We start from the raw sequence: 15968 nt of genomic DNA on the forward strand, positions 1-15968 counted from the left end.
CAACCTCTGTGCCAGACGAACGCGGTCATCCGTCGCAGCAACGGGCCGCAAATGACGTTCGCCGCTCATCCCCTCATCCCGAAAACTCGCTGTGTCTCAATGCATTAGTCGCAGCGAAAGATGTTCTTGCGGATCGTGCCGTGGACGCCCCAATTGGCGTCGACGACCTGGGTGACGCCGAAATCGGCGCCGACCGATAGCAGCGAGATCGCCTCGTCCTCGCCGAGACCGTGCACGGTCATCAGGAACCGCCGGAGTTTTCTGAACGCATCGCGCATCGCACGGTCGAGGCTCGAGTGATTGGCAATCTCGGTTTGTGCGTCGGCGCCGAGCGCGGCCAGATAGTTCGGATAGGTGAAGCCGTAGAACGACCAGGCGTGATCGGTCTCCAGCATCGGATGGTCGAGGCCCTCCAGATTGGTGCCGGCCAGATCAGCCTTCTTGTGCAGGATGAACTCGAAATCGCCGGTGAGCGAGGTCTCGATTGCGGTGCCGCCGAGCTCGCTGTCGCCTTGCGCGGCGTGGGGATCGCCGACCGAGAAATAGGCGCCGGGGACCGCGACCGGATAGAACATCCGCGCGCCCTTGCCGATGCGCCAGTCGTCGATGTTGCCGCCGGTGTAGCTCGGCGGGATCGAGCTGACGAAGTCGGCTTCCGACGGCGCGAGGCCCATGGTGCCGAAATGCAATCGCGCGGGCACCCTCACGCTCGACAGAATGTTTTCGCGCTTCCTGACGGTGGCGTGATCGACGCGCACGCCGGGATAGTCGATGGTGGGATGCACGATGCCGTCGGGGTCGGTCTGCGGCGTCCAGACGTAGTTGTAGACCGCTTTCGCATAAGGCTCGCCCGAGGTGTCGAGCTCGAAGATGGTGACGACCTCGCGCGGCTTCGGCTCTTCGATCAAATCGTGATAGTGAAAGCCCCAATTGGCCGCGACGTTGGAGCCGAAGCAGCGGCCGGCATGGCAGGCGCTGCAGCTCGGTCGCGGCCTGATATCGAGGATACGCACTTCCAGGATGTCACCGGGCTCGGCGCCTTCGATCGCGACCGGTCCGGTGAGGAGATGCACGCCGATCCCCTCGCCCGCGCCGCGCATGAACGGACCTTCGGTCGGGCCCGAGCCGCGGCGCGCGACCGCCTTGTGCTCGCGCGTCCACTGGAACACGCTCTCGGCGCCGGGATCGCCCTGGATCATGCGCTCGTAATCGTCATTGGCATGATGGGTCAGCGTCTCGATGGTGGCGCGATCCCCGGAGCGCAATGTCAGGGCCGGCGTCACCTTCTTGGAGAAATAGCCCCAGTGGACGGTCTTCGGCGAAACCGGCAGCGTGAAATGCTTCATGAGATGGCCTCTTCGGGAGTCTTGAACCTTACGAAGGCAGCGCTCATCGCACCACCTCCGGAGTCTTGTCGGCTTCCATCACGCTGAGGAAACGCGCCGTCAGCGGATTGCGGGGATTGGTGAGCACCTCGTGCGCCGGTCCCTCCTCGATGATCGCGCCGCCGCTCAGGAAAGCGACGCGGTCGGCGACTTCATCGGCAAAGCGGATCTGGTGCGTCGAGATGATCATGGTGAGGCCGTCGTCGATGGCGAGCCGCCGGATCACTTCCAGCACCTCGTTGACGAGCTCGGGATCGAGCGCCGAGGTCGGCTCGTCCAAAAGCAGCACGCTCGGATTGGGCGCCAGCGCGCGGGCGATGGCGACGCGCTGCTGCTGGCCGCCGGAGAGATGTCGCGGCAGCGCGTCGGCGCGATGCGAGAGACCGACGCGGTCGAGCAGCTCGGTGGCGCGACGGTCGGCGTCGATGCGGGTCATACCGTGGACCCAGCGCAAAGGCCCGGCGATGTTTTCGCGTGCCGACAGATGGGCGAACAAATTGAACTGCTGGAACACCATGCCGACACCGACGGTTGCCCGCTCGTTGGCGATCGCCCGCGGTGACAGCAACTTGCCGTCGTCGTCAAAGCCGAGACGGCGGCCGCCGACGCGCACGGTGCCTCCGTCCCAGCTTTCGAGATGGTTGATGCAGCGGAGCAGCGTGCTCTTGCCGGAGCCGCTGGGTCCAAGCAGCGCGACCACTTCGCCAACGCGAACGGTGAGATCGAGGCCGCCGAGCACCTTTTGCGTGCCGTAACTCTTGGTGAGGTCCTTGGTCTCGACCGCGATGTTGTTGCGCGCGATCGTCGCGGAACGCCGCGTGCGCTCCTCTCTGGTCAGAGCAAGCGGCGGCGTGTCGGTCAGCTCTGCTTGCACGAGTTCGGAATTGGCAACGGTCGCCTCAGTGAGCTCGAGCTTGGTGCCGAGGTCGACGCGACGCCAGGGCAGATAGTCGGCGAGCTTGCGCTGACGCCCCTTGGCGCGATCGAGATCGAGCAGCCATTCGACGAACAACTGGATGACGCTGATGGCGAAGGTCAGCACGAGGTACAAGAGTCCCGAGGCGAAGAAGATCGAGAAGAAGTCGAAGGTCGAGGACGCCAGCTGCGTCGAGCGCAAGGTCAGCTCCTGGACCGCGACGACGGACGCCAGCGAGGAATTCTTCAGCGCACTGACGGCCTCGTTACCGAAGGCCGGGATCATGGTGCGGATCGCCTGCGGCGCGATCACCCGCCACATCAGGATCCGCGGCGTCATGCCGAGCGCCTGACCGGCCGTCACCTGCCCGCGATCGACGCCGAGCACGCCGGCGCGCAGCATCTCCGCGATGAACGGCGCCTCGTTGCAGGCGAGCGCGAGGCCGGCCGCCAGCACCGCCGGCAGCTTGATGCCGATATGCGGCAGCGCGTCGTAGGCGAACACCATCTGCAGGATCAGCGGCGTGCCGCGGAAGATCACGGTGTAGGCCCTGGCGATCGCCGCCAGGGGCCAGAAGCGCGAGAGCTGCATGCCGGCGAGGATCAATCCGAGGATCAATCCGCCGCCGAGCCCGAGGGCCGTCACCTCGAGGGTGAGCTCGATGCCCTCGAGCAGATACGGCATGCTCAAATAATGGAGGAACAGCGACATCAGTCAGCCGTCAGAATGTCCGGCTCCTTGAAGTTGTTCACGTCGAGCCCGTGCTTCTTCAGAAGCTCCATATGCGTGCCGGCCTTCTGCACCTCGATCAGTGTGGCCAGCACGGCGTCGCGGAATTTCGGCTTGTCCTTGGGCACGGCGATGCCGACCGAATACGGGATCGTCACCGCGACCGCCTTCTCCAGCTTGTCCGGATAGGCCTTCACCGCACTGTCGACGGTATTGACGTCGTTGATGTAGGTGTCGGCGCGGCCGGCCAGGATCGCCTGGATGCAGTTGGCGTTGTTGTCGTAGAGCTGGATTGTCGGCTCGGCCTTGCCGGCCTTCTTGCATTCCGGGATCAGGGCCTGGATCAGGGGCACCTCGACATAGCCGGTGTTTTCGGCGGCAGCAGCACCGCACATCGACGTGTTGATGCCGTTGATGCCCTTCGGATTGCCCTTGGCGACCAGCACGCCGTCGAACACTTTCGAGTAGGTGATGAAGTCGGCGGCCTTCGCGCGCTCCTTGGTGGCGTAGATGTCTGAGATGACGATGTCCGCCTGGCCGGCAGCGAGTGTTGTGAGGAGTGCTGCGAACGTCACCGGCTTGTAGGTCAGCTTGAAGCCGAGGCATTCGCCGATGGCTTCGCCAAGATCGATGTCGAAGCCGATATATTTGCTGGGATCCTTCGGGTCGATCGTTTCATAGCCCGGCGTGTGCGGGTTGATCGCGTTGACGAGGGTCTTGCCCTTCCAGTCCGGATATTTCTCCTGGAGTGCGGCGCAGGCGGCGGGCGCGGCGGCCTGCGCGCTCAGCGGCACCGCGGCGACGAAGCCGAAAGCGATGGTTGCGCCGAGCGCGACCTTGCGCCATGGCAATGATGCGCGTGCGATCCCCCGTGCATGGGGCAATACCCGTGTCTCCATCTCCAGCTCCTTCGAATTGTCATGGCACTGGCCATGTTCCAGATCTCGGGAACGAGCCTAGGTGGAGTGCGGACGGGAAAGCTTGTCCGCGGGCGTACAAAAAATTGGATGAATGGGGCCCGCGAATTGGGCAGCCCGCTGCACAAAAACTGTTCGTGCGTCAGGTGTCCTGCGGCACGCAATTCCGAATTCGGGAGAACCAAATGATCTCGCGCGACGCAATAATCTGGGCGGTCGGAGAATCAATCAGTCAGGATATTTGACAGAGATATGACGTTTGCTGACGGAAATGAGGCGCGGGGCAGACGCATCTGTGGACGACATCCACAGCATCTCACCGCTTTCCACAGCCTGTCCGCAGCATATCCACAGGCCGACTATGCCGGATTCGCGAGACCGCACGAGCCACTTGCTGCGCACAAACCCACAGGGCGGCTATGTCAGCCGCCGGCCTGGTCGAAGACGGTGCGGCAAGCCTCGCTCAAGCTTGAGCAGTTACGGCGCAGACAGGCCGTGATGGCGCGGACGTTGGGGATCTCGCCGGCGCAGAGCCGATAGACGTCGGGGGTGCAGGCCCGGCGCTGCTCCGGCGTTCCCTGCTGCGCATTGGCGGCGGAGGCGAACAGCGCCAGGAACAGCCCGACCGTCGAGGCGCGGCGCGCCCGGCTCTTCGCACCCGCAAACCGTAAGAACCTTGCCCTCATGACCAAGTCTCCCGTCTGCCTTGCCCGCCCCCGGCCTTCGCTGGCCGGTGTCGTGCCAAGGGGTAGGAGAAATAAATCGCGGGGGATGTGATCTCTTTCACACTGAGGCCGGACGGGAGGAACGTACGGTTCCGCGGGGATTTTAAGGAATCGCTAACCAATCGGAGCCCGATCGCCGGATCGCTAAAATGCGAACGATCGGCTCAATCGGGTAACAAACCGGCTTTGCGACATTGCGCCATCCGCGTTCTGCGAGGGTGCGATGAGCGAAGCCGAATTCAACTTGCTGCTGGATGCCGTCCGGGACGCCATGGTCTATCAAGATTTCGCGCCCGAGCCGGAGAAGGAATTCGTGCCCCGCTCGTGGTCGTACGTCGCAACGCCCAAAGCCGCCAATGACAATGAGGGCGCCTGGCCCCTTCTGCCGTTTCCGGACGGCTGGTACGCGGCCTGTTGAGACCACTTTCAACGTCAACCGATGCGCCCGCTCACGCGGGCGTTTTGCTATCGGCCATGCGCCGGAACGGCGCGGGACCGATCAGGTCTTGACCCGCTCCTCGCCGTCCTGCGGCGCCCGGTCGGGTGCGGCCGGCGGAAAGATGCTGTCATAGATCGCACGGGCCTCGCGAATGAGGCGAGCCCGCTCCAGCTCGGATTTCGGGACAAATCGGACGACGTCGCTCACGTGCTCTCCAGCTCCAGGGGTTCGTGACGCATCACTTCGCAGATGCGAAGTCTACGCCATCGGGCCTGAATCGCTGGTGTCCGCCAAGCCCCGGGCAAACCCGGTGTGCACGGCCTGGCAGGCCTCAATCGCGTGCTCCGCGGAACGCGCGGTGAGCAAAATTTATGATGAAATATCAGGAGGTTGTTATGGAGGCCACGACCAGAATTGAACTGGTGTACACGGTTTTGCAGACCGTTGCGTAACCACTCCGCCACGTGGCCCCGTAAGGGCGGAGCAATATAGGGGATCAATGGCTTAGGCAACCCCGACCGGGCGTTTACGCCTTGGCCCCGCTGGGGCCAGCGAGATATTTCGCAAGAATCGCATCGGTCGGGCCGGCCGCGGTGATCCGCCCTTCCTCGAGCAGGATCGCGCGGTTACAGGTATTCTGGATCAGCTCGATGTCGTGGGAGGCCAGCACCAGGATGCCGGCACGGGCCACGATCTCGTCGAGCCGCTGCCGCGCCTTCCGGCGGAATTGCTGGTCGCCGACGCCGATCCATTCGTCGAGCAGCACGATCTCGCCTTCCACGGCGGTTGCGACCGCGAAGATCAGGCGCAGCATCATGCCGCTGGAATAAGTCCGCAGCGGCAGGTCGAGCCGGTCACCGAGCTCGGTGAACTCGGCGATCTCCGCCCGCCGCGCATCGATCTCGGAGCGCCGTGCGCCGATCACGAGACCGCGGCGCACGATGTTCTCGTAACCTGTCGCTTCCTCGTCGAACCCGGCCGACAGGTCGAACAGCGACAGGCAGCGGCCGAGCACGTCCACGCTGCCCGCGGTCGGATGATAGATGCCGGCGAGAACCCGCAGCAGCGTGGTCTTGCCGGCGCCGTTGGCGCCGATGATGGCGACGCGGTCACCGGCGCGGATGTCGAGACTGACGTCGTTGAGCGCGGAGACGATGTGCGGCACCGCCGGCGTCCGGCGCAGCGTCACCGCGCTGACGAAGCGGCTGCGCAGCGAACGGTCGCGGAACGACAGCACCGGAAAGTTGACCGAAACATTGCGAAGCACGATGTGGGCAGCAAGGCTCATGCGCGCCTCACAGCCAATACGCCACGCGGTGGCGGTATTTCGCGTAGCAGCCGAAGGCGATGACGGCTACGACGATCGCATAGATCGCCCCGAGCAGCCATTGCTGCGGATCGGTCGGCTGCGACAGCAGCGGCCTGCGCACGAGGTCGAGCAGCGTCGCGAACGGATTGGCCCGGATCAGCCAGTGGAACGCGGTGCCGCGCAGGGCGTCCTCGGTCCAGATGATCGGCGTGAGGAAGAAGATGAATTGCAGGCCGCTGACGATCGCCGTGCCGATATCGCGAAAGCGCGCGCAGAGCATGCCGAGCGCGACCGAACCGCCGAGCAGAACGATGAGCAGGATCGCAAAGCCGGGCACCGCGAGCAGCATGCTCCCATGCAGCGGCCAGGGCATCACGATGTACAGCAGCACGACGATCACCAGATGATGCGCGAAGATGAGGACGTTGCGCGCGATCATCTGGAGCACATGCACGATCAGCGGCGCGGGTACGGCCTTGATCAGGTGGCCCGACGCCACGAAGATGCTGGAGCCTTCCTGGAGCGTCGTCGCGATCAGGGTCCAGACGATCAGGCCGACGGCGAAGGGCGGCAGGAAACCGGCGATGTCCTGCTTGAACAGCGCTGCGTAGACCGTGCCGACACTTGCGATTGTTGCTGCCAGCGTCAGCGTGATCCAGAGCGGGCCGATCACGGTGCGCCGGTAACGCAGCGAAATGTCCATCAGCGCGAGCGTGCCCCAGCGATCGGGCCGCGCCGCCTGTGCAAGGATTTCCTTCGCCGCGGCCTGAATGCGACTGCCCCTTCCGCTTCCGGCTATCCGATGCTGCGAAGATAACAGTTCGCGGCCCATCGGCCGATCGTCTCTACCCGCCCGTCTCGCGCGGGGCAATCAACCGTACGGAGGATTTAAGCGCGAGTCAGCTGCGCTTGCTGCGCCGGACACCGCGCCGGCGGTCCTTGACCGGCGGTTTTGGTGCCAATTCCGGCATTTCGGCCTGAACCTCGCGGTAGCGCGTCAACATCCGTTCAAAACTGGCATTGAGCGTCTCGGCGATATCGGGGCGCTTCTCAAGACTGGCCAGGATGGTCGCGGCCGCCTCGATGGTCGACAGCCCGTCTTTCCGCGGCTCCTTGCGCAGGCGTCCGTATCGGGAGGGATGCGCCGGGTTGAGGATCACGCGCTGGCATTTGAGCATCCAGGGATTGCGCCACCACAGCGCCTTGGCCTGGCTCCAGGTGCCGTCGAGCAGCACCACGCCTTCGAGCTTGCCGAGGATCGAGCGCTGGTTCTCCGCGACCTCGCCCTTGCGGTTGAGCGCCAGGATCTCGCCCTCGGCCTCCAGATCGGCCGCGCGCGCCGAGCCAAGATAGAGCACGGCCCAGTGCGAGGCGTTCTCGACCGGCCGCGCCAGCGCCTTGGACAGGCTCGACCAGGACAGGCCGACCCGCACCGTGGCATCGGCAAAGTGCTTCGCAAGCAGCCGGGCGGTGCCGAGCGCCCTGTCCTGCTCCTGCGGATGCTGGAGGATCAGGAGCGAGAGCCGGTTCTTGATGGGCGTGACACTGTCGCAGATGCACAGCGGCATCGGCTTCTGGCAGTGCGGGCATTCGGGGATCGGATCGGCCGGCGCGGCGGCTGTGGGGTTCGACATGGTCGCCGCTATACGCTTGAAGCGGCGGTTCAACAACCCGGCCTCGCGTGGACTCGGCAGTGGCTGCCGCCGAATCTTCGTCGTCCTCGGCAGACAAAAAGACCGCCCGAAGGCGGTCGTTTCGCGTGCGTGTCGGAGCAATCCGACTACTTCACTGAGGAGCAATGGACACAACAACTGCTCCGGCGGCGTTCTTCCACAGGTAGTTGCCTTCACTGTCCTTACCGGCGTACCAGATCGGAATTCCGAGGCTGGTGTCATAGAACTGATCGCCGATCATGAGATGGCCCGTCGGAGGAGTACCGCCCCGGCCAGTCGCAAACGTATTGGTTGCACCCAATCGAACGCGCCCCGTGTTCGACGTGATGAAGCCCGCGTTTGGCCCGTCGAGGTCGAGGTAGAGTCGGTAACCGGTGACATTGCGGTTGGAATCGAGCTCGGCAGCGAACGCGATTTTGCCGAACGACACCGAGCGGTCCGCATCAACCGGAAACTGCAGGACCTGGCTGATCTGGTTGTAGATCACCGTGTACGACATCTTGGAAGGCGCGGCACACTGTACGATCGCCCCAGCGGCAGCTTGAGCCCGGCGTAACTTGGCTGTCGGGCTCACGGCACGGGGCGTTTGCGCATGAACGCCGTCAACACCGTCTTGAACGGAGCCGGCGTGCAGTGCTGAACCGCAAGCAACAGCGAATAGAGCAGCTTCGATCCGAAATAATAGGCCGGCTCCGCGTCCCACGGGATCACATACAGATCGTATCGGGAGGCGGGAAAATGCCGTTTGAACGCGCCGGCAGTGTTCAGCCGATAGACGGCCGGGAAGACATCCTCGCCCTTGCGGTCGTCCTGGGCCGACTGGATGATGCGGGCATGCAACCGGTCGGGGATCATCCGGTTGGCGAGTGCGATGTATCCATAGCGGTTGGGCGTTCGCGCGCAGATCCAGCCGCCCGGCTTGAGCACGCGGTCGAGTTCACGGGCGGCTCTGGCAGGATCCTGGAGATGCTCGAACACGAAATCCGATACGATCACGTCGATGGATTGATCGGCGATCGGAAGCTCTCCGTCGGGTGTGATCACGAACGCCCGATCCAGCGCCTTGTTGGTCGTGACAGCCGGGTCGACATCCACCCCGACGAGCTCGCGCACCCGTCCCTTCAACGACCGCAGACTGCGCCGGTAGGCAACCGAATCCTCGCTCTGGCCGGCGCCTCGTCCGGCGCCAAAGTCCAGCACGATGGAATCCTGGCCAACCAAGGCCCCGACCCGCTGCCAGAACTGAATCGTGCCATCGACCCGAGAGAATCCACCCGCCGCAATCTCCGGGAAAAAGTGCGATCCGACGGTATTAGCCATTTGGCCAATCACTCCAAAGCAACACGAGCCAGCCGATTTCCGCTCGCCCACAAGGTTTCCCAAGCACGTCACACATTCTCGGGGCGGGATTCCGTTCGAATGCAACAGCTTCGGGCGGCGCGACGAGCGAAGGCCGCGCCCGTCTCCGTTCTGTAACGAGCTTTGTTGACAGAAATGAGAAGTAACAGCCTTTATGAGAACAGATGTTAAGTTGACAACATCAAATGTTAGGGGATTGAGCCGAATGACGGTGTCGGAAGGTGCGCGATACTTGGCCTATTCCGCCGGTGCGGCCAGCGGGCGCGGCTCGGAGCGGCGGCGCAGGCGGTCGATCAGCAGGTAGATCACGGGCGTCGTGTAGAGCGTCAGGATCTGCGAGACGAACAGGCCGCCGATGATGGTGATGCCGAGCGGACGGCGGAGCTCCGTGCCCGGACCGGTCGCGATGACCAGCGGAATGCCGGCGAACAGGGCCGCCATGGTCGTCATCAGGATGGGGCGGAAGCGCGCCTGGCAGGCCTCGAAGATCGCCTCCGCCGAGGACAGGCCGCGCTGGCGTTCGGCATCGAGCGCGAAGTCCACCATCATGATGCCGTTCTTCTTGACGATGCCGATCAACAGGATGATGCCGACGAAGGCGATCACCGTCAGCGGCGTGTTGGTGAGCTGCAAGGCGAGCAGCGCGCCGAGCCCGGCGGATGGCAGCGTCGAGATGATCGTCAGCGGATGGGCGAGGCTCTCATAGAGCACGCCGAGCACGATATACATCGCCACCAGCGCGCCGAGGATCAGCAGCGGCTGGCGGCCGCTGGTCCTGGCGAAATCGCCCGCGTTGCCGTCAAAACTGCCGCGAATGCCTTCCGGCATGTGCAGCTCCTCGATCGCGCGCTGCACGTTCTGGGTCGCGGTCTGGAGCGGCACGTCCGGCATCAGGTTGAACGACACCGTGGTCGAGGGAAACCCCTGCGAATGGTAGACCGCCAGCGCAGCGAGCCCGCGCGTCGCATGCACCACGGCCGACAGCGGCACCTGCGCGTCATTGGCACCGGCGACATAGATGCGATCGAGGTTGGATGGGTCGACCTGGAATTTCGGGTCGATCTCCAGCACGGTCATATACTGGTTGCGCTGAGTGTAGATGATCCCGATCTGCCGCTGCGAAAATGCATTGTTGAGCGCGTTGTCGATGTCCTGGACCTTGACGCCGAGCGCCGAGGCCTTCTGGCGGTCGATCGAGAGCGTGAGCTGAAGCCCGCCCGGATCGCGGTCGCTCGAAATATCCGTGATGCCCTCGACGCTCTCCATGCGCTTGGCCACGATCGGCGCCCATTTCTGGAGCAGGCTGAGGTCGGTGCTGGTCAGCGTGTACTGGTAGTCGGAATCGCTCTGCCGTCCGCCGGCGCGGACGTCCTGGGCAGCGAACATGAACAGGCGGATGCCGGGCACCGGGTACAGGGCGCGCCTGAGACGGTCGATCACGACCTGCGTCGAGACGTGGTCACGCTCCTCCGGCGGCTTCAGGCTGATGAACATGGTGCCGCGGTTCGAGGTCGCTCCCCCCGGCCCGCCCCCGCTGCCGACCGTCGAGCCGATGCCGGCCACGGCCGGATCCTGCATCACGATGTCGGCGAGCCGCTGCTGCAGGCCGAGCATGGACTGGAACGAGATGTCAGCCGAGGCGCGCGTCGCGCCGATGACGAAACCGGAATCGTCGGTCGGGAAATAGCCCTTGGGGACCTTGATGTAGAGCGTCACCGTGAGGCCGATGGTGGCGAAGAACACCAGCAGCGTCAGCAGCGGATATTGCAGCACGGTGCGCAAGCTGCGGGCGTAAAACGCGACCACGCGCGACAGCGAACCTTCGATCAGCCGATCGAACAGCGTCGCGGTCCCGGACGTGGTCTGCCGGATGTAATGGGCGCAGATCATCGGCGTGACCGTCAGCGACACCAGCGTCGAGACCAGGATCGCAAAGGTCAGCGTCAGCGAGAACTCGCGCAGCAGGCGGCCGACGATGCCGTCCATGAAGATCAGCGGCGTGAAAGCCGCGATCAGCGACAGGCTGATCGAGACCACGGTGAACCCGATCTGCCGGGCGCCTACGAGCGCCGCCTGGAGCGGCCGCATGCCATGTTCGAGATTGCGGTACATGTTCTCGATCATGACGATGGCGTCGTCGACCACGAAGCCGACCGAGATCGCCAGCGCCATCAGCGACAGATTGTCGATCGAGAAGCCCGCGACCCACATCCCGGCGCAGGTTCCGGCCAGCGCCAGCGGCACGGAGATGCCAGCCGCGATCGTCGGTGTCAGCCGCCGCAGGAACACGAACACCACGACCATCACGAGGACGGCGGTTGCCAGCAGCGTCCACTGCATGTCGAGCACGCTGGCGCGGATCGTGCTGGTGCGATCGACCAGCGTGGAAATATCGACACCCGCCGGGATCCATTGCTTCAGCGCCGGGATCAGCGCCTTCACCCGGTCGACGGTGTCGATGACGTTGGCGTCGCCCTGCTTGGTGATCTGGATCAGCACCGCCGGCTGCTTGTTGAACCAGGCGATGGAGCGAGCGTTGCGGACGGAGTCCTCGATGTCGGCGACGTCGGACAGCCGGACGAAATTGCCGTTCGAGCTCTTGATGATGATGTCGCGGAACTCTTTCGCCGTCCGCATCTGCTTGTTCAGCGACAGCGTCTCGCTCTGGCGCTCGCCGTTGAAGATGCCGACGGGACCAAGCGGGTTGGCGTTGATGATCGCGGTCCTGACGTCGTCGGTGGCGATGCCGGCGTTGGACAGTGCGACGGGGTTGAGCTGCACGCGCACCGCCGGCTGGTCGGCGCCGCTCACCGTCACGTCGCCGACACCAGGCACCTGCGAGATGCGCTGCGCGAGCACGGTATCGGCGACGTCGTAGATCGCGCTGGCCGACAGCGTCTTCGAGGTCAGCGCCAGTACGAAAACGGGCGCGCCGGCCGTGTTCGCCTTGCGGAAGCGCGGCAGCGTCGGCAGGTCGCTCGGCAGGTCGATCAGCGCCGCGTTGATCGCCGCCTGCACGTCGCGTGCGGCCTTGTCGATGTTGCGGCCGATGTCGAACTGGAGCTGGATGCTGGTCGTGCCGAGCGACGACGTCGAGGTGATCTGGTTGATGCCCGCGATCTCGCCGAGCCGGCGCTCCAGTGGCGAGGCCACCGTCGCCGCCATCACGGACGGGTCGGCGCCGGGCCGGCTGGCCGACACGAAGATGGCGGGGAAGTCGACGTTCGGGACCGAGGCGACGGGAAGGAACTCGTAGGCGACGACACCCAGCAGGAACAACCCGATCGACAGCAGCGTGGTCGCGACCGGCCGGCGGATGAAGGGCTCCGAGATCGATGCCATCACTGCATCCCCTCGGTCGCGCCCGCGACCGGCGGGCCGCCGGATTCGGCCGGCGGCAGCGCCTGCTCGAGGCGGCGATTGATGCGGTCGAGCGCCAGGTAGATCACGGGCGTGGTGTAGAGCGTCAGAAGCTGGCTCAGCAGCAGGCCGCCGATGATGGAGATACCGAGCGGAAAGCGCAGCTCGGCGCCGGTGCCGCTCTCGATTGCGAGCGGCAGCGCGCCGAACAGCGCCGCCAGCGTCGTCATCATGATCGGACGGAAGCGCAAGAGACAGGCCTGCACGATCGCCTCGTTCGGCGACATCCCCTGCCTGCGCTCGGCCTCGAGCGCGAAGTCGATCATCATGATCGCGTTCTTCTTGACGATGCCCATCAGCAGGATGATGCCGATCAGGCCGATCACCGAGAGGTCCTGACCGCACAGCATCAGTGCCAGGATCGCGCCGACGCCGGCCGAGGGCAGCGTCGACAGGATGGTGATCGGGTGGATGTAGCTCTCATAGAGCACGCCCAGCACGATGTAGATCGTGATGACGGCGGCGAGCAGCAGCCAGGGCTGGCCCGCGAGCGCCTTGGCGAATTCGGCGGCATCGCCGGCATAGACGCCGACGATGCTGTTGGGCATCTCGATCCGGGTCTCGATCGTCTTCACCGCCTCGACGGCATCGCCGAGCGCGGCGCCCGGGGCGAGGTTGAAGCTGAGCGAGATCGACGGGAATTGCGCCTGGTGCGAGATCGCGAGCGGCGCCGTGGTGCGCTTCAGGGTCGCCACGGCCGAGAGCGGCACCTGGGCGTTGGGCGCGCCCACGATGCTGCTCGCCGCGCCCGGCAGATACAGCTTCGACAGGATCGAGGGATCGCGCTGGTACATCGGCAGCGCCTCCAGCACCACGCGGTACTGGTTGGCCTGGCCGTAGATGGTCGAGATCTGCCGCTGCGCGAACGCGTCGTTGAGCGTGTCGGTGATTCCCTGCAGGCTCACGCCGAGCTGTCCGGCCCGGGTCCGGTCCACGTCGAGCTGCGCCCGCAGGCCGCCCTCCTGCGCCTCCGAGGAGACGTCGCGGAACAGCGGATCGCGCCGCATCTCGGCAACAAGCTTGCGCGCCCATTCCGACACCAGCGTCGCATCAGTGCCGGTCAGCGTGTACTGGTATTGCGAGCGGCTCGACTGGGTCGAGATCTGCACGTCCTGCACCGGCTGGAAATAGACGGTCATGCCGGGGATGGCCGACACCCGTTCCTTCAGCCGGGTCACGACCGCGCTGACGTCGTCGCGCCGCTCGCCGCGCGGCTTCAAGGTCATGACCAGGCGTCCGACATTGGTGGTCGGGTTGACCGAGCCCGCCCCGATCACCGAGACCACGCCGACCACGTCAGGGTCGGCCTTGATGGCATCGGCCGCCTCGGCCTGGCGCTTCTGCATCTCGGTGAACGACACGTCAGGTCCCGCCTCAGTCACCGCCGTGATCGAGGCGGTGTCCTGAAGCGGCAAAAAGCCCTTTGGCGCGACGACATAGAGGACGAGGGTCGCGACCAGGGTCGCAAATGTCACGAGCAGCGTGGCGCGCTGGCGTTCCAGGACCCAGAGCAGCGTCCGGTGATAGAACTCGACGGTGCTATCGATGAAGCGGCTGATCGCGGCCAATCCCGGCACCGCCAGTTCCTCATGGGCGTGCTTGAGCAGCCGCGAGCACATCATCGGCGTCAGCGTCAGCGAGACCACGGCCGAGGTCACGACCGCGATCGTCAGCGTCAACGCGAATTCGCGGAACATGCGCCCGACGAGGCCGGACATGAACAGCAGCGGGATGAACACCGCGATCAACGACACCGTCAGCGAGATCACGGTGAAGCCGATTTCGCTGGCCCCCTTCAGCGAGGCCTCCATCGCGCTGTCGCCGTTCTCCATGTGGCGGACGATGTTCTCGATCATGACGATGGCGTCGTCGACGACGAAGCCGGTGCCGATGGTGAGCGCCATCAGCGACAGATTGTCGAGGCTGAAGCCGGCGAAATACATGATGCCGAAGCTCGTGATCAGCGACAGCGGCAGCGCGACGCCCGCGATCAGCGTGGCCCGCAGCGAGCGCAGGAACAGCAGCACCACCAGCGTCACCAAGACGACGCTGAGGATCAGGGTGAACTGCACGTCGCGGACCGAGGCGCGGATCGTGACGGTGCGGTCGGAGACGATGGTGAGTTTCACGCCGGCCGGAATGGCGCGCTGGACTTTTGGGATTTCCGCCCGGATCTGGCTGACGACATCAATGACGTTGGCGCCGGGCTGGCGCTGGATGTCGATGATGACCGCCGGCGTGCCCTGGTACCAGCCGCCGGTGCGGTCGTTCTCGAGGCCATCCACGATCTGCGCGACGTCGCCGATCGTGACCGGGGAGCCGTTGCGGTAGGCGATGATAACAGGCTTGTAGGCGTCGGCAGCGGTGATCTGGTCGTTGGCGGCGATGAGGTAGGATTGCTGCGCGCCGTCGAGCGAGCCTTTTGGCCCGGAGACGTTGGCATTGGAGATCGCAGTGCGCAGATCCTCCATGGCGATGCCATAGGCGGCAAGGCGCGCCAGATCCGCCTGGATGCGCACGGCCGGCTTCAGCCCACCTAGCACCGAGACCCGGCCGACGCCGGAGATCTGGCTCAGCCGCTGCGCCAGAAGCGTGTCGGCGATGTCGCTCATCGCCCGCAGCGAGATCGTGTCGGAGCGAAGCGCCAGGGTCATCACCGGTGCGTCCGCCGGGTTCACCTTGGCGTAGGTCGGCGGATAGGGCAGCGTCTTGGGCAGCACGCCGGCCGCCGCGTTGATCGCGGCCTGCACGTCCTGAGTCGCGCCGTCGATGTCGCGGTTGAGATCGAACTGGAGCGAGATCTGGCTGACGCCGAACGAGCTCGTCGAGTTCATCGCCGTCAGCGACGGGATCTGGCCGAGCTGCCGTTCCAGCGGCGCGGTGATCAGCGAGGCGATCACGTCGGGGCTCGCGCCCGGAAGCTGCGTCGACACCTGCACGGTCGGGAAATCGACCTGCGGCAGCGCCGAGACCGGCAGCGAGAAATAGCCGAGCGCGCCCCCGATCAGCAGGGCGATGCCGAGCAGCGAGGTCGCGATCGGGCGGCGGATGAAGGGTTCGGAGACGCCCATGGGATGTGCCTGCCGCTCAGGCGGC

13 protein-coding genes and 1 tRNA gene are annotated in these 15968 nt (G+C 65.0%); 1 reads left to right on the forward strand and 13 read right to left on the reverse strand.

The window, feature by feature from the left end; all coding sequences use genetic code 11:
- Nucleotides 1–104: 104 nt before the first annotated feature.
- From AB7G19_RS22540 to AB7G19_RS22555, 4 genes are all read right to left on the reverse strand, one after another.
- Nucleotides 105–1346: an acetamidase/formamidase family protein gene (locus AB7G19_RS22540; protein ID WP_208071464.1), complete on the reverse strand. Its 1242-nt coding sequence runs from the start codon at nt 1344–1346 to the stop codon at nt 105–107.
- A gap of 43 nt (nt 1347–1389) precedes the next feature.
- Nucleotides 1390–3012: an amino acid ABC transporter permease/ATP-binding protein gene (locus AB7G19_RS22545; protein WP_354265856.1), complete on the reverse strand. Its 1623-nt coding sequence runs from the start codon at nt 3010–3012 to the stop codon at nt 1390–1392.
- On the reverse strand, nt 3012–3929 hold the full coding sequence (locus AB7G19_RS22550; RefSeq protein ID WP_166096521.1) for an ABC transporter substrate-binding protein: 918 nt from the start codon (nt 3927–3929) through the stop codon (nt 3012–3014). The genes AB7G19_RS22545 and AB7G19_RS22550 overlap by 1 nt, the downstream gene beginning before the upstream one ends.
- A 440-nt stretch (nt 3930–4369) precedes the next feature.
- On the reverse strand, nt 4370–4633 hold the full coding sequence (locus AB7G19_RS22555; RefSeq protein ID WP_166096520.1) for a hypothetical protein: 264 nt from the start codon (nt 4631–4633) through the stop codon (nt 4370–4372).
- 262 nt (nt 4634–4895) lie between these two features.
- Here AB7G19_RS22555 and AB7G19_RS22560 point away from each other — a divergent pair, with 262 nt between their 5' ends.
- Nucleotides 4896–5090 (forward strand): hypothetical protein, encoded by a 195-nt coding sequence (locus AB7G19_RS22560; protein WP_354265855.1) that lies wholly within the window; start codon nt 4896–4898, stop codon nt 5088–5090.
- An 81-nt stretch (nt 5091–5171) separates the two neighbouring features.
- On the opposite strand, the gene AB7G19_RS22565 is transcribed toward AB7G19_RS22560, so the two are convergent.
- From AB7G19_RS22565 to AB7G19_RS22605, 9 genes are all read right to left on the reverse strand, one after another.
- Nucleotides 5172–5318: a hypothetical protein gene (locus tag AB7G19_RS22565; RefSeq protein WP_008132040.1), complete on the reverse strand. Its 147-nt coding sequence runs from the start codon at nt 5316–5318 to the stop codon at nt 5172–5174.
- A gap of 189 nt (nt 5319–5507) precedes the next feature.
- Nucleotides 5508–5581: transfer RNA gene (locus tag AB7G19_RS22570), tRNA-Cys, on the reverse strand.
- Between the two features lie 56 nt (nt 5582–5637).
- The gene (locus tag AB7G19_RS22575) at nt 5638–6399 is read right to left on the reverse strand and encodes an ABC transporter ATP-binding protein (protein ID WP_208071470.1); all 762 of its coding nucleotides are present in this window, start codon (nt 6397–6399) and stop codon (nt 5638–5640) included.
- A gap of 7 nt (nt 6400–6406) precedes the next feature.
- Nucleotides 6407–7252 carry an ABC transporter permease gene (locus AB7G19_RS22580; protein WP_441268127.1) on the reverse strand — a complete coding sequence of 282 codons (846 nt, stop codon included), beginning with the start codon at nt 7250–7252 and terminating at the stop codon, nt 6407–6409.
- 67 nt (nt 7253–7319) lie between these two features.
- The gene (locus AB7G19_RS22585) at nt 7320–8054 is read right to left on the reverse strand and encodes a tRNA-uridine aminocarboxypropyltransferase (RefSeq protein WP_063983412.1); all 735 of its coding nucleotides are present in this window, start codon (nt 8052–8054) and stop codon (nt 7320–7322) included.
- 151 nt (nt 8055–8205) lie between these two features.
- Nucleotides 8206–8580, reverse strand: a complete 375-nt coding sequence (locus AB7G19_RS22590) for a hypothetical protein (RefSeq protein WP_208012672.1) — start codon at nt 8578–8580, stop codon at nt 8206–8208.
- 83 nt (nt 8581–8663) lie between these two features.
- Nucleotides 8664–9464: a class I SAM-dependent methyltransferase gene (locus AB7G19_RS22595; RefSeq protein WP_354265827.1), complete on the reverse strand. Its 801-nt coding sequence runs from the start codon at nt 9462–9464 to the stop codon at nt 8664–8666.
- 225 nt (nt 9465–9689) lie between these two features.
- The gene (locus AB7G19_RS22600) at nt 9690–12794 is read right to left on the reverse strand and encodes an efflux RND transporter permease subunit (RefSeq protein WP_354265826.1); all 3105 of its coding nucleotides are present in this window, start codon (nt 12792–12794) and stop codon (nt 9690–9692) included.
- Complete coding sequence (locus tag AB7G19_RS22605; protein WP_354265825.1) at nt 12794–15943, reverse strand: efflux RND transporter permease subunit; 3150 nt, start codon at nt 15941–15943, stop codon at nt 12794–12796. The genes AB7G19_RS22600 and AB7G19_RS22605 overlap by 1 nt, the downstream gene beginning before the upstream one ends.
- Nucleotides 15944–15968 lie beyond the last annotated feature (25 nt).

The organism is Bradyrhizobium sp. 215_C5_N1_1 (assembly GCF_052075935.1).
GTDB lineage: Bacteria > Pseudomonadota > Alphaproteobacteria > Rhizobiales > Xanthobacteraceae > Bradyrhizobium > Bradyrhizobium barranii.

Coding starts and splice junctions, on each gene's coding strand:
- AB7G19_RS22540 (WP_208071464.1), bottom strand. CDS start 1,346: ATGAAGCATTTCACGCTGCCGGTTTCGCCGAAGACCGTCCACTGGGGC.
- AB7G19_RS22545 (WP_354265856.1), bottom strand. CDS start 3,012: ATGTCGCTGTTCCTCCATTATTTGAGCATGCCGTATCTGCTCGAGGGC.
- AB7G19_RS22550 (WP_166096521.1), bottom strand. CDS start 3,929: ATGGAGACACGGGTATTGCCCCATGCACGGGGGATCGCACGCGCATCA.
- AB7G19_RS22555 (WP_166096520.1), bottom strand. CDS start 4,633: ATGAGGGCAAGGTTCTTACGGTTTGCGGGTGCGAAGAGCCGGGCGCGC.
- AB7G19_RS22560 (WP_354265855.1), top strand. CDS start 4,896: ATGAGCGAAGCCGAATTCAACTTGCTGCTGGATGCCGTCCGGGACGCC.
- AB7G19_RS22575 (WP_208071470.1), bottom strand. CDS start 6,399: ATGAGCCTTGCTGCCCACATCGTGCTTCGCAATGTTTCGGTCAACTTT.
- AB7G19_RS22580 (WP_441268127.1), bottom strand. CDS start 7,252: ATGGGCCGCGAACTGTTATCTTCGCAGCATCGGATAGCCGGAAGCGGA.
- AB7G19_RS22585 (WP_063983412.1), bottom strand. CDS start 8,054: ATGTCGAACCCCACAGCCGCCGCGCCGGCCGATCCGATCCCCGAATGC.
- AB7G19_RS22600 (WP_354265826.1), bottom strand. CDS start 12,794: ATGGCATCGATCTCGGAGCCCTTCATCCGCCGGCCGGTCGCGACCACG.
- AB7G19_RS22605 (WP_354265825.1), bottom strand. CDS start 15,943: ATGGGCGTCTCCGAACCCTTCATCCGCCGCCCGATCGCGACCTCGCTG.